15 protein-coding genes are annotated in these 13,871 nt (G+C 44.9%); 13 read left to right on the forward strand and 2 right to left on the reverse strand.

Annotated elements, in window-relative coordinates:
• From mutS to Q0J48_RS04450, 5 genes are all read left to right on the forward strand, one after another.
• Nucleotides 1-1,239 (forward strand): DNA mismatch repair protein MutS (gene mutS / locus Q0J48_RS04430; RefSeq protein ID WP_296242019.1); only part of this gene is annotated, 1,239 nt, incomplete at its 5' end.
• A 9-nt stretch (nucleotides 1,240-1,248) separates the two neighbouring features.
• Nucleotides 1,249-3,030 carry a DNA mismatch repair endonuclease MutL gene (gene mutL / locus Q0J48_RS04435; protein ID WP_296242020.1) on the forward strand — a complete coding sequence of 594 codons (1,782 nt, stop codon included), beginning with the start codon at nucleotides 1,249-1,251 and terminating at the stop codon, nucleotides 3,028-3,030.
• Nucleotides 3,023-3,919 carry a tRNA (adenosine(37)-N6)-dimethylallyltransferase MiaA gene (gene miaA / locus Q0J48_RS04440; protein WP_296242021.1) on the forward strand — a complete coding sequence of 299 codons (897 nt, stop codon included), beginning with the start codon at nucleotides 3,023-3,025 and terminating at the stop codon, nucleotides 3,917-3,919. The genes mutL and miaA overlap by 8 nt, the downstream gene beginning before the upstream one ends.
• Nucleotides 3,912-4,589: a ThiF family adenylyltransferase gene (locus Q0J48_RS04445; RefSeq protein ID WP_296242022.1), complete on the forward strand. Its 678-nt coding sequence runs from the start codon at nucleotides 3,912-3,914 to the stop codon at nucleotides 4,587-4,589. Before miaA ends, Q0J48_RS04445 begins: the two co-directional genes overlap by 8 nt.
• Before the next feature lie 11 nt (nucleotides 4,590-4,600).
• Entirely contained in the window at nucleotides 4,601-5,506 is a 906-nt protein-coding gene (locus tag Q0J48_RS04450; protein ID WP_296242023.1) for a diacylglycerol kinase family protein, read from the forward strand.
• Nucleotides 5,507-5,516: 10 nt separating this feature from the next.
• Here the strand turns inward: Q0J48_RS04450 and Q0J48_RS04455 are convergent, their stop codons facing one another.
• A complete protein-coding gene (locus Q0J48_RS04455; RefSeq protein ID WP_296242025.1) occupies nucleotides 5,517-6,272 on the reverse strand; it encodes an N-acetylmuramoyl-L-alanine amidase in 756 nt (251 codons plus the stop codon).
• Between the two features lie 66 nt (nucleotides 6,273-6,338).
• The gene (locus Q0J48_RS04460) at nucleotides 6,339-6,959 is read right to left on the reverse strand and encodes a YggS family pyridoxal phosphate-dependent enzyme (protein ID WP_296242027.1); all 621 of its coding nucleotides are present in this window, start codon (nucleotides 6,957-6,959) and stop codon (nucleotides 6,339-6,341) included.
• A 91-nt stretch (nucleotides 6,960-7,050) separates the two neighbouring features.
• Here Q0J48_RS04460 and tmk point away from each other — a divergent pair, with 91 nt between their 5' ends.
• From tmk to Q0J48_RS04500, 8 genes are all read left to right on the forward strand, one after another.
• Nucleotides 7,051-7,683, forward strand: a complete 633-nt coding sequence (gene tmk / locus Q0J48_RS04465) for a dTMP kinase (RefSeq protein ID WP_296242029.1) — start codon at nucleotides 7,051-7,053, stop codon at nucleotides 7,681-7,683.
• Nucleotides 7,676-8,608 carry a hypothetical protein gene (locus Q0J48_RS04470; protein ID WP_296242031.1) on the forward strand — a complete coding sequence of 311 codons (933 nt, stop codon included), beginning with the start codon at nucleotides 7,676-7,678 and terminating at the stop codon, nucleotides 8,606-8,608. Before tmk ends, Q0J48_RS04470 begins: the two co-directional genes overlap by 8 nt.
• Nucleotides 8,605-9,471, forward strand: coding sequence for a regulatory iron-sulfur-containing complex subunit RicT (gene ricT, locus Q0J48_RS04475; protein WP_296242032.1), 867 nt, complete (start codon nucleotides 8,605-8,607; stop codon nucleotides 9,469-9,471). The genes Q0J48_RS04470 and ricT overlap by 4 nt, the downstream gene beginning before the upstream one ends.
• Nucleotides 9,443-10,291 carry a 16S rRNA (cytidine(1402)-2'-O)-methyltransferase gene (rsmI, locus tag Q0J48_RS04480; RefSeq protein ID WP_296242033.1) on the forward strand — a complete coding sequence of 283 codons (849 nt, stop codon included), beginning with the start codon at nucleotides 9,443-9,445 and terminating at the stop codon, nucleotides 10,289-10,291. The genes ricT and rsmI overlap by 29 nt, the downstream gene beginning before the upstream one ends.
• Complete coding sequence (locus Q0J48_RS04485; protein ID WP_296242034.1) at nucleotides 10,266-10,415, forward strand: hypothetical protein; 150 nt, start codon at nucleotides 10,266-10,268, stop codon at nucleotides 10,413-10,415. Before rsmI ends, Q0J48_RS04485 begins: the two co-directional genes overlap by 26 nt.
• 30 nt (nucleotides 10,416-10,445) lie before the next feature.
• Nucleotides 10,446-11,798: an AAA family ATPase gene (locus Q0J48_RS04490; RefSeq protein WP_296242036.1), complete on the forward strand. Its 1,353-nt coding sequence runs from the start codon at nucleotides 10,446-10,448 to the stop codon at nucleotides 11,796-11,798.
• A gap of 35 nt (nucleotides 11,799-11,833) precedes the next feature.
• A complete protein-coding gene (locus Q0J48_RS04495; RefSeq protein ID WP_296242038.1) occupies nucleotides 11,834-13,117 on the forward strand; it encodes a hypothetical protein in 1,284 nt (427 codons plus the stop codon).
• A gap of 17 nt (nucleotides 13,118-13,134) precedes the next feature.
• Nucleotides 13,135-13,871 (forward strand): DUF5104 domain-containing protein (locus Q0J48_RS04500; protein ID WP_296242040.1); only part of this gene is annotated, 737 nt, incomplete at its 3' end.

The raw sequence follows: 13,871 nt of genomic DNA on the forward strand, positions 1-13,871 counted from the left end.
ATCTTAGATCTGGAAACCAAAGAGCGCGAAAGAACCGGGATCAAATCTTTGAAGATCGGTTATAATCGCGTATTTGGGTACTATATCGAAGTGCGTAACGGAAACTTATCCAATATCAAAGAAGAATTTGGATATCATGCCAAACAGACCTTGGCCAATGCGACCCGCTTTGTGACCCAGGAGCTCAAAGAAAAAGAAGAACAGATCCTGCATGCCAAAGAATCGAAGATCAAATTGGAACAAGAGTTATTTAAAGAACTGTTAGAAACGATCAAGGGCCGCTTGTTTGATCTGCACGCTCTGGCCAGTGCTTTGGCAACGATCGATGTCTTAGTATCTTTAGCTTTGCTTGCTCATGAAAAAGGGTACATCTGTCCCGCATTCCATCCGGATCAAAGCATCCATATCCAAGAAGGAAAACATCCGATCTTAGATGACCGCATGAAGAAAAAACGCTATGTGTCCAACGATTGGAACATGGAAACAGAACAGTGCATTGAATTGATCACCGGACCCAACATGGGCGGGAAATCGACCTATATGCGGCAGAACGCCTTATTGGTGATCTTAGCGCAGATGGGAAGTTTTATTCCGGCCAAACAAGCCGATATGCCGATCTTTGACCGAATCTTTACCCGTATTGGTGCCAGCGATGATATTTTGACCGGTAAATCGACCTTTATGGTGGAGATGATGGAAGCCAATACCGCTTTACGGTATGCGACCAAACGCTCCTTGATCTTGTTTGATGAGATTGGACGCGGGACCGCTACCTATGATGGGATGGCGCTGGCCCAGGCGATGTTGGAATACATCGAAGAAGCCATCCAGGCCAAGACTTTATTTTCGACCCATTACCATGAATTAACCGAACTTTCCCAGAATCATCCGGGAATCTTTAATGTGCATGTCGATGTCAAGGAAAAGAAAAACGAGATTGAATTCCGTTATCGCATCGTCGAAGGAAAAGCCGATAAATCGTACGGGGTCAACGTGGCCCGCTTGGCTCACTTGCCAAAAGTCGTATTGGATAGAGCTTCCATGTTGTTGAACGACTTTGAAAGCCAGGGAATCTCCCAGGATTATCAGCCAAGCTTGTTTGTGATGGAACAAGTACAGCCGAAAAAATCCGAATTGATGGAACGTCTGCAGAATCTGGATGTAGACTCTTTAACCCCTAGAGAAGCCTTAGACTGTCTCTATGAATTTAAAACATTAGCCGACGAGATCGAAGAATAGGAGGAAGGCATGGCAAAGATCCAAGTATTGAGTGAACATTTGACAAATATGATCGCTGCCGGAGAAGTGGTCGAAAGACCGGCGGGAATCGTGAAAGAATGTGTCGAAAACAGTATCGATGCCGGTGCCAAAGTGATCGATATCGAAGCTTTCCAGGGCGGAATCGAGCGCCTGGTCATTACCGATGACGGCAGCGGGATGGATCCGCAAGATGCGCATATGGCTTTTATGCGCCACGCCACCAGCAAGCTTTCCAGTGAAGAAGGACTTTTTAATATTCAGACCATGGGTTTTCGCGGGGAAGCGTTGCCCAGTATTGCTTCCGTGGCCCATGTGCGTTTAGAAACCAATGACGGCAATCAGGGAACGATGATCGAATACGATTACGGTCAGCTGGTCAATGAAGAAAGCGGTCATTTTCCCAAAGGGACCTCGATTGCGATCAGCGGCCTGTTTTTGAAGACTCCGGCCCGTTTTAAACACTTGAAGAGTGTTTCTTATGAATTTAGTATCATTGCCGATCTGGTCAATAAGATGGCATTGTCCCACCCAAAGATCCGATTCACGCTGTCGCATGATGGGCGAATCGTTTTTCAAACGTCCGGCAACGGCAGTCTGCAGGAGATCTTGTACCAGATGTATGGCCGGGAAGTGGCCAAAGAAGCAATCGAATTTCACGGACAAAACGATGATTTTAAGATTGCAGGCTACGCTGTGCAGCCTAAGATCAATCGCGCCACCAAATATTTTATGTTTATTACGATGAATTCGCGTCTGATCCGCAGTATTCCTATACAGAAGGCGATCTTGGATGCGTATGGATCGTATTTGCCTTCACAGCGTTTTCCTATCGTTGTCTTAGACATCCAGACCGATGCTCAGCTGGTGGATGTCAATGTGCATCCGAATAAATGGGAGATTCGTCTTTCGAAACAGAACGAATTGTTGGAGTTGATCAAAACGACACTGGCTTCGACGCTTTCGCAATCGTTAAAAACCGTAAAGATCCAGCCCAAGACAACGCCACAGTTCAAACAGGAAACCTTTGATTTTCCAATCCCGGTCGCTCAAGAACCGCTTCGGCCGAAACCTTCCACGATAGAACACACGATCGAACAAGGTTTTGCTCAATATGAAAAACCGGCTCCGGTCATCCAGGAAGAATCGGTTGTCTATGAGGCAAAACCCGAAGAAACAACGCAGGGAAAAGAATTCTTTTCGCATTTGCGTCTGATTGGCCAACTCAAAGAATCGTATATACTCTGTGAAAATGAAGAAGGATTGGTCTTGATCGATCAGCACGCTGCACAAGAGCGATATCATTATGAACAGCTGGTCAAACAGATCTATCAAAAGGAACCTTCGATCCAGCCTTTGATGGTGCCGATCCAGATCCCGGTCTCGCAAGCGGTGATTGCGCAAATCGAAACGATCAACGAAAAGACGCGTCCTTTTGGGATCGTGTTTGAAGTGTTTGGCATGGACCGTTTGCTGGTTCGCCAAGTCCCTTTATGGTTCCAGGATGTGGAAGAAGAGGCTTTTTTCCACGACTTATTGGATTTCTTTATGCAGAACCAGGAGGTAGACATGGAGGCGTTGCGCAAACATGTGATTGCGACAATGGCTTGTCATTCTTCGATTCGGTTTCATCGCGCTTTGAGTGAGGCAGAGATGAAACAGGTGATCTTGGATCTTCAAAAATGCGATCAGCCTTATCATTGTCCGCATGGGCGTCCGACTGTGATCACATTGAGTGAAAAGGATCTGCGAAAGGAGTTTGAACGTGGATAAGATATTGGCTATCGTAGGACCGACGGGAATTGGAAAGAGCGCCTGTTCGATCGAGCTTGCCCAAGCATTGGATGGCCAGATCATCTCGGGAGACTCAATGCAGGTCTACCGGCAGATGAATATCGGTACGGCCAAGATCACCGAGTCGGAAATGCAGGGCATCCCGCATTATCTGGTGGGCATCCAAGACTATAAAGATCCTTATAATGTCTGCATCTTCCAACAAAAAGCCAAAGAAGCCATCGCACAGATCCAGAAACAAGGCAAACTGCCGATTTTTTGCGGCGGAACCGGGCTGTATCTAAAGGCGGCATTATATGATTATGTCTTTGAAGAAGAACAAAAAGACGAAGAATATCTAAAACAGCTGGAGGCAAAGACCAGCGAAGAGTTGTTTGCGCTTCTTCAAACGATCGATCCGCAAGCTGCCGAAAAGATCCATCCTCATAATCGCAAACGTCTGATTCGCGCTTTGGAGATTGCGCACAACGGGCCGACAAAGACGCAAAGAGAAAATGAACAGGAACATAAACCGTTATACGATGTGTATTTTCTGGGACTGAGCATGGATCGAGAAAAGCTGTATCAGCGAATTGATCAGCGTGTGGAACAAATGTTTGAAGAAGGCCTGGCCCAGGAAGTTACTTCGTTATTTGAAGATCCGAAAACTTGGGAATACACCAGCTTTCAAGGGATCGGCTATAAAGAGTTCAAGCCTTATTTTGAACACGAAGCGACATTGGAAGAAGTTAAACAAGCGATTCAGAAACATTCGCGCCAATATGCCAAACGGCAGTTGACCTGGTTTAAACATCAGATGCCGGTACACTGGTTTGAAAAAGAGGATCCCAAGCTCTGGGAATCGATTCGGGAGTGGTACTATGGATAATATGCGAACGCAGGGAATCTTGGGACAAAATAGCGGGGAGATCTTACGTCAAAGAACGGTGCTGGTCGTTGGCTTAGGCGGTGTCGGCTCTTTTTGTGTCGAAGCTTTGGCTCGTACCGGCATCGGTCATTTGATCCTGGTGGATGCGGATGTTTTTGAAGACTCTAACCGCAATCGCCAGCTGGGGGCCACCCAAGAAACGATCGGACAAAAAAAGACCGATGTTTTAAAACAGAGAGTCTTGTCGATCACAGAAGCGCAAGTCGATACCCATGATTTCTTTTATGACCAGACAAAAGACGAGGAACTGTTTTCGCAACCGATTGATTTTGTCTGTGACTGTATTGATTCCATCACCAGCAAGCAAGATCTGATCCAAGCTTGTATCCAGCGCCAGATTCCTTTTCTTTCGTGCATGGGGATGGGAAGAAGGATCGATCCTACACAGCTTCACGTTTTGGAGTTAGAAAAAACATCGAATGATCCCTTGGCCAAACGCCTGCGGATCTGGAAACGCAAACAAAGAATCAAAGAAAAGATCCCTGTGGTCTGCAGCCGGGAAGTTCCCGTGGCGCAAATTGAAGGGCAGCCGCTGGCTTCGGTGATCTTCGTACCGGCCAGTGCCGGGCTTTTGATGGCCAAAGAATGCGTAGAAAGATTGTTGAAATGAGGGAAGATCCAATGAAAGATGTATTTATTATCAATCCGAAAGGGCAAAAGAAAGAGCAGTTGGAGCTGATCCACCAGATCCAGGAAGTTTTTCAGGGAAAACGAATCATCATTGAAAAGACCAACGGGCCTGGTCATGCCCGCTTTATTGCACAAAAATATGCCTTAAAAACCGAGGAACCTGTGCATCTTTATGTCTGCGGCGGAGACGGGACCTTGCATGAAGTGGTCAACGGCATGGCGCATGCACCCCATATCTACTTATCGATTCTTCCTATCGGGACTGGAAATGATTTTATTAAATCGTTTGAGGGATTGACCAAACAAGATTTTTTGGATCTGGCGGCGTATCAAGATCCGATTGCGATGGATTGTGATCTTTTGAAGGTGAACGGTGAATATGTATTAAATTCCGCTTCGATCGGATTCGATGTCCATGTGGCCGATGCCGCCAACAAGACCAAGAAGATCATTCCCAAAGGCGGGATCTTTCATTACACGTTAGGGATGTTGACCAGTCTTCGCAAGCCGTTAGGTGAGACGTATGCTTTACAGATCGATCAGGAACGCTTAAAACCTGATCTGTATACGTTTTTAGTTTTTGCCAACGGCCGGTTTTATGGCGGCGGATACCAGCCTTGTCCGGATGCCTTGTTGAATGACGGGGAAATGGATATTTGCCTGATCAAAAAAGTTTCCCGGACCCAGATCGTTTCTTTAGCGAAACTTTATGAAAAGGGAGAACATGTGCAGATTCCGGAATTGGCAATCATGAAAAGAGGACAAGTGGTCCACGTGGATACGGAAAACAAAGCAGTGAAGATGAATTTGGATGGGGAAGTCCGCGCTTTCAAAAATCCGACGATCGAGATCGAAGCGCAGGCGATCCACTTATTATTGCCCAACAAAAAAGACTGATCATTTTTTCTCAGTCTTTTTTTGTATCATCTTCAATGCCCTGGTCTTCTAAGATCAGCTCGATATATGCTTTGGCGATATTTTCCGCAATCAAATTTTGATATTTGGTCTGGGAAAGATCATGACATTCGGAGTAGTTGCTCATATAACCGGCTTCAAACAACAAGGCCGGTATTTTTTGATGGCTGACGACATAGAGAGGGTATTGTTCAACATAGATCACACCGCGATCGTATTCCCAACCGACTTCGTCCAAGTTTTGGGCAATCCGACGCGAGACCTCATAGGAGAAATCATCATCTTGGCGAATGTAGGATTCATAACCGTATTGGCTAGTATCTTCTTGAGAATTCATATGAATGCTCAGATAATAATCGGCGTTATTTTCGGCCGTAAAATCGACACGAGCTTTTAGATCCTCGGATTCTTCTTCTGGCCATGATATTTCATCGCTGTCTCGCGTATACATCACTTCGATACGGGGTTCATGTTCTTCGATATAGTCTCCAACGGCTAAGGCAATAGCCAGATTGATGTCTTTTTCATAACTTCCATCAGCTCCAATCGTTCCCACGTCGTATCCTCCATGGCCGGGATCGATACATAAAGTTGCGACTTTTCCCCATGGCAAAATAGAACTAATCTGTCCTCCGGTAAAGACAAACGATAATAAAAGAACCAAGACCAGGCTACAAGAAAATAATCCCAGACCGATCTTGACCCAAGGGCGTAATTTGTATTTTTTTCGGCTGTTTGTTCTTATCATGGGGGTAGTATACCATGAATATTCGATGGATGATGAAATTCACATGGTATCACACAAAAACCATAATTATTCGAAAATTGCCGTTCCAATGCGGACCATATTGGCCCCGTGTTCGATCGCGATTTTATAATCGTGGCTCATGCCCATCGATAAGGTGTCAATCGTGGGATAAAGCGAGCGCATTTTTTCATACAGTGCGTGCATCTGATCGAATTCCTGAGCGACCAGATCCATATCTTCGGTATGGGTTGCCACACACATAAAACCGCGCACACGGATATGCGGGTACGCTTGAAGTGCACTTAAAAAATCTTCGGCTTCTTCATAAGGAAGCCCGGTCTTCATCGGATCGTTGGAAATCTTGATCTGGACCAGCACATCTTGAACCAGATCTTGGCGGGCGGCATATTTTTCAATCTCTTTGGCTAGTTTTAAAGAATCCAAAGATTCGATCAAGTCGACTTTTCCGATGATGTATTTCACTTTGTTGGTCTGCAGATGACCGATGATATGCCAAGTGTAGGCAGGATCGTATTTATCGACAAATTCTTGAACGCGGTTTTCTCCAAAAACCTGAAGACCTGCCTGGGCCGCTTCTTCAATTTGTTCTTTGGTTCGTTTTTTAGAAACGGCGACCACTTGTACGCCTTTTAAAGCTTTTAATGATTCAATCAATTCACGATTCATGAAAATTCCTTCTTTCCAAAGAGTATTATAATTCTTTCCTTCTTCGAAAGACAATGGATTATGGTATAATGCTTGGGATTGGTGATGCATTATGAAACATGGTTTTTTTATAACATTAGAAGGAAATGACGGGGCCGGGAAAACCACCGTGGCCCTGGGATTAAAAGAAGCATTGGAAAAACGCGGCTACAAAGTCGTCTATACCAGAGAGCCTGGCGGGTCCAAAATTGCCGAAAGGATCCGTGATATTTTATTGAACGATACCCAGGAGGCGATGGACGGGCGCACGGAAGCGCTGTTGTTTGCGGCCAGCCGCCGCCAACATCTTAAACAGATCGTGATGCCGGCACTGGAAGAAAACAAGATCGTTCTCTGTGACCGCTTTGTGGACTCCAGCTTGGCTTATCAGGGTGTTGCCCGAGGACTGGGGCTGGAAGAAGTCTGGAAGATCAATCAGTTTGCGATCGAAAACTGCATGCCGCAGCTGACCTTGTTTTTAAAGGTATCAATTGAGACGGGGCAAAAGCGGATGAATATTCGCGGCGAAAAAAACCGTTTGGATCGGGAACAAGATACCTTTCATCAAAAAGTGAGGGAAGGCTATGATCTTCTGATCCGGAAATTCCCGGAAAGAATTAAAGTGATCGATGCGGAACCGGATCCGCAGACGGTTCTGGAAGATTGTATCCAGACAGTATTGGAAGGAATGGAAGCGCATGGATAAAGAGCAGCTGAAAAAGGAACAACCGGTTGTTTATCGCACGCTCTCGAACGCTTTGAAACAAGACCGTTTGGCCCATGCCGTCTTATTGACCGGGCCCAAAGGGGCGCCCAAGACCGAGACTGCCATCTTGTTGGCGCAAAGTCTAGTTTGTGAATATCGAGATGAAGATGGATTTGCCTGCCAAACGTGTCCGGCATGTCAGCGCATCCAAAATGAAGAAGCCATCGACTTTCGCTGGATCCATGGCGATAAAGCGCGCATCAAGAAAAAAGAGATCTTGGAGCTTCAGGAATTCTTTGAATCGACCAGCGTGGAAGATGCGAACCGTCGAATTTATTTCTTGGAACAATTTGATCAAGCGACACCGGATGCGGCCAATTCGCTTTTAAAATTCTTGGAAGAACCGGCACCGGGCATCTTCGCGATCTTGAGCGCAGATGAAAGATCCAATGTATTGCCGACGATCCAGTCGCGCTGTCAATGGATCCCGTTTCGTCCGGCCTCTTCAAAACGTTTGGAAACGCAATTTTTAGCGTGGACGGATCCGGAAAGCGCCTATATGTTGGCACATCATGGATATACTCCGGAAAAAGCCCAGGCCGCCTTGGCGGATGAAGATTTTGAATTCATCCATCAGGAAGCCAAGGATTATGTGATGCATTGTGAAGAGATGGCCAAGATCTTGTTTATGCAAAGAAATGTCTTTGTGCCTAAAGGGGATCGCATGACCAAGGAAAAGATCCTTTGGTTTTTAGACTGGGTGCTCTTCTATTTTCAAAACGGTGAAAGAAAACTGTCTCTACAAAAACAAGTGGCGATTCGTGAGATCCTGATTGAATCGATGGACCGGATCCAGCGTCCGGTTGAACTCGCCTTGTTTTTAGATAAAATATATAATCAGATAAGAAAGGTCGTGATTTCTTGAGAAACCAGGAAAAATCAAACGAGAATCGTGAATATAAATATATTGTCTATGTGCAGTTCGAAGGATCGAAAAAAGCGTATACGTTTGGATCCAATCTGTCTTATAAACAAGGGGATCCGGTCGTTGTAGAGACGGTCCGCGGCAAAGAGCTGGGACAAGTGTGTCTGGACAGCCAGCCTTTTGATCCCGATGAAGTCAAAGGATCGATCAAACCGGTGATCCGTCTGGCGACAGAATACGATGTGATGCAGAAAAAAGATAATGTGGAAAAAGCGGAAGAGGCCATGAAGATCTGCCATCAATGCATTGCCGATCTGGGATTGGATATGCATTTGATCAGCGGCGAATACACGCTCGATCGCTCCAAGGTCATCTTTACGTATGTCAGCGATGAACGTGTCGATTTCCGCCAGCTTTTAAAAGATCTGGCCAGCCATCTTCACTGCCGTATCGAATTGCGGCAAGTGGGTCCCAGAAACAAGGCCAAAATGGTCGGGGGCCTGGGAAACTGCGGAATGGAAACTTGTTGTTCGCGGTTTTTAAGTGATTTTGAAGCCGTCTCCATCAACATGGCCAAAAATCAGCTGTTGGCCCTCAACATCCAGAAGCTCAGCGGACAATGCGGAAAGCTGATGTGCTGTCTGCGCTATGAAAATGAAGAATATACACGTTTGCGCGAAGGCCTGCCGAAGATCAATTCGCAGATCACATTTGAGGATACGCGCTATAAGATCACGGCGATGAATGTCCTTCAGAAACAAGCCAAGCTCGAAAATAAAGAAGAAGTTCGCTTTGTATCTTTTGATGAACTGTGGCCAGATAGGAACAAGAAGAATGAGAAGACAAAAAAGCTTCCAAAATAACCAGCCGACTCTCTATTTAGTGCCTACACCGATCGGCAATCTGCAGGAGATGACACCGCGGGCCTTGGAGATCTTAAACCAGGTCGATGTAATTGCGGCCGAAGACACCCGAAATACGCATAAGCTTTGCCAGGCGTATGGGATCCAAAAGCCGCTGATCTCGCATCATGAACACAACCAGGCCGCCAGTATCCCTGAGATCTTGCATCTTCTCGAGCAGGGCAAACAAGTGGCCGTTGTCAGTGATGCCGGGTATCCCCTAGTTTCCGATCCGGGACAGCGTTTGGTCCAAGAAGTCATCGAGAAAGATTTCAATGTCGTTTCTTTATCGGGGGCCAATGCGGCCACCAACGCCTTGGTTGCCAGCGGTTTATCGACGGAGCATTACTTGTTTTATGGCTTTCTTGATCACAAGAGCAGCCGACGAAAAAAACAGCTGGAAGAACTCAAGGATTTTCCGTATACGATGATCTTTTATGAAGCGCCGCATCGCATCGAAGACATGCTGCAGGATTGTCTGGATGTCTTGGGCAATCGAAACATTGTGTTGGCCAGAGAACTGACGAAAATCTATGAGGAATATCTACGAGGATCGATCCAGGAGGTCTTGGAGATTGTTTCTTCTCTGAAAGGGGAAATGGTCGTTTTGATCGAAGGCAAGAAATCAGAAACAAAACCCTTTGATCTGGAAGAGGCTCTCAAACAAGTCCAAGCTCTGGTCGCGGAAGGCATGAAAACCAAAGAGGCCATCAAACAAGTGGCACAAAAGATGAATGGTTCGAAAAATGAACTGTATGAAGCGTATCATAAACAATCTTGATCTTGCGAAAGCAGGATCTTTTTTTGTTAAGGGATGGAAAAATGCAATTTTCGATACTGAAACAGGGTGGAAAAATGCAACTTTTGGGGTCAAAACAGGGTGGAAAAATGCAATTTTAGATTAAAACGTGTTATCATAAAGACGGTGATGAACGATGTTGTACAGAAAAATTGAGTGTGAGCTGAAGTCTTGGCTAGACAGTAGTAAAAAAGCGATTTTGATCGATGGCGCCAGACAAGTGGGGAAATCAACGATAGTTCTTCAATTTTTGAAAGCACAAAATCAAGAATTTGTATGTTTTGATTTGATTAAAGATAAAAATGTTTTGGATGCGTTTAACACATCTTCCAGTGCGGATCAATTATTGCTTCGGCTCTCGGCTCTTTCTTCTAAGCCGTTAAATCCAGGGAAAACTATTATTTTTATCGATGAAGCACAGGAAGCAGAGGATGCGATCACACCGATCAAATATCTCGTAAAGGATCAGAGATATCGCTATGTGGTTTCAGGTTCTTTGTTGGGGATCAAAATGAAAAATGTACAGTCGATCCCGATTGGATATATGTCTGTGGTACAAATGTATCCATTGGATTTTGAAGAATTTGCCCTGGCCAATGGAGTAAATCCAAGCATTATTTCTTATTTGGAAACTTGTTTTGAAACTAAGGAAACAGTGGATGCGCAAATTCATAAACAGATGTTGGAGCTGTTTAATCTCTATTTGATCATTGGGGGGATGCCCGAGGCGGTCCAAGAATTTGTGAATTCCCATAATATTGCCAGAGTACAAAGCATCTTGGCAGATATAGATCAAAACTATCAAATGGATATTTCTAAATATGATAAAGAAGAAAAGCTTTTGATCGAAGATATTTATAAACTGATCCCCAGTGAATTAAATGCTCAGAACAAGCGATTTATTTTAAAAGAGTTGAATCAGAATGCACGATTTTATCAATATGACAGTTCGTTTGTCTGGTTGATCAACAGCGGTGTTGGATTGTTTACGTACAATGTGGATAATCCGGTATACCCGTTGTTGGCCAGCAAAGAAAGGACTCTGTTCAAACTGTTTTTATGCGATGTCGGTTTGTTATGCAGTAAATTGTATGGAGAAACGGTGATCAAAATTTTGAATGGGGAGACAAATGTAAATTTCGGAGCCATATATGAATCGGTTGTTGCTCAAGAACTCACAGCTCACGATTTTCCGTTGTTTTACCACAACAATAAGAAGCGGGGAGAAGTTGATTTTTTAATTGAACAAGAAGATCAGGTGGTTCCCATTGAGGTCAAGAGCGGGAAAGATTATAAACGACACAGTGCTTTGACTAATATGCTGCAAGATCCATCTTTACAGATCGAAAAAGCATATATATTGAATTATGGCAATATACAGGTGCAAGATCGAAAGATCTATTTACCAGTCTATATGGTCATGTTTATCAAAAAAACGAAAGAAAGAGAAGATACGATTTATGTTCCTGATCTTTCAAAACTTCGATAAAATAAGATATATACAGTCGTTTGCGAGGGATGATCATGAAGAAGTTGTATAAGTATGTGTTAGATGCGGTAATGGTTGCCGCAGTACTGGTCTGCAGTGCATGTGCGAACGCTCCGGCGGCAGACCCGAACTCGGAACCGGTCGAGGGGAATCAACCGAAAAATTTGGAAGAGATTACCATACCGGCTTCGATATTTGAGTTCGCAAATTCTGATATCGACGATAACTTTGAAGAGTTCAGCGAGTATTGTTACAGCGTAGAGCGAGATGGGAATGATCTGATCCTGGGGGTGACGCCGTCCCAAAAAGAAGAGCTCATAGAAATGTACTCGGATTCCATCGATGATGTACTTGAAAAAATGACGGAAGAAGAACAGGGATATTTTGTGGAGACAGACAAGGATCACAGCCGGTTCGTCTATCATTATGATGAAAAAATTGATGGTGTTCTGCAGGCGAAGATGCTGCTGACGATTACGACCTCGGACGTTTTGATCGGGATCCTGGAGACGAAAGATCCGAACTGGAATGTACAGGCAAAGATCGTGAACTGTCATACCGGACTGACGATCGGTGAAACGACATTTCCAGAGGGAAGTATGACTTTCGGACCGGATGAATGGAAGGCCAGCTATGATGACGGGGCATGGCTCCAAACAAAACAAGCGGAAGTCATGGCCATGACAGGCCTTAGCGGACCTTATGAAGAATTGACGGATACTCAGAAAGGGGTTGTCACTTCTGTGGGGCAGATGATGGATTGGATCGAAGGAAAATACGGACAGCCATTCCATTACCTGTCTTATGCGCCAGGGGATGCGACCGAAAAAGAGCACCTGAAAGTTTATCCGGAACAGGGAAATGAATCCGATGTTGTCACGGTGTATCGCACGTATGAAAACGGACTTTACCAGTATGAAGATGATTACGGATCCATTCTGACTCGTCCTGCCTATGAAGAGCAGGTTCAATCCTTTGCGCAGCAGGTTCTGCCTTCTGAAGGAATAAAGATTTATACCGAAGTGAAGAGCGGCGAGGCAAAAGAAGGATCGGTTTTGAATCAAGTTTCTGCTGTGACATATATTTTTATGAATGATGATCTGTGTGCAGAAGAGTATGAAACCTTTCTAAAGGCGGTACCGGATTGGCTTACAGAAAACTGTCAGGGCGTACCGGCCGGGATCTATTTGCGCATGGCAAAGTCCGAAGCATGGCAATCGATCGACCGATCGAATTATGAGGATATGCTTCGAGAAGATATCTATACGAAAGAAGCAGAGTGTGCCATCTCAGGCAGCGGAAAAGTGACAGTGAATTAACCAAGAGGAGAAGCACCATGCGGAAACTTTTATCACTAATGGTATGTTGCACCTTGATATGTGGCCTGAGCGGATGTGCCGGATTATCCAACGAATTTCGTTCTGATGAAGAATTGGCAGATGTAATGATCGAAAACATCATCGACTGCGCAGAAAAGGAAGATGCCCAGGCACTGACCGGATTATTTTCGCAATATGCCAAGGAGAGTACATTCAATTTAACCAAGCAGGCAGAAGACTTCCTGGATTTTTTTCAAGGCGAATGTGAAGACTGGAAAGGAAATGCGAGTTCCCATCAAAAAAGTGAATATGGAAAAACCATCTGGCGGGAATTGAGAGGACAGTATTCCGTTACTACCGAGGATGCACAATACAAAATCGCCTATATTTATATTCCTTTCGACAGAGAAGAACCAGAGAAAGAAGGACTCACCGCAGTAGAGATCACTACGGAAGAAACATTTAATGAAGAAGATTTCCTTTGGAGCTTGGATCAGAAACCGGGGATCTATGTGTCAGAAGGCAAGGAAGAGACGGCCTTAGAACGAAGGCTGCTTTCTCCGGAAGAGATGATCCAAAAGGCGGGGCTGACCGAAGAACAGGTTCGCGGCATCGATCTCGAAGAGTTTATTAAAGATTTTGACATCACCGAAAACGATGTGGATACCCTCAATATCCCTTTGCTTCTGGAAGAATATGAACCAGAATACAAAGGCAGATCGCGGGATGTGAGCGATCTTCTGGAAGACGACAT

Origin of the sequence: uncultured Faecalicoccus sp. (assembly GCF_944325745.1) — a bacterium.
Classification (GTDB): domain Bacteria; phylum Bacillota_I; class Bacilli_A; order Erysipelotrichales; family Erysipelotrichaceae; genus Faecalicoccus.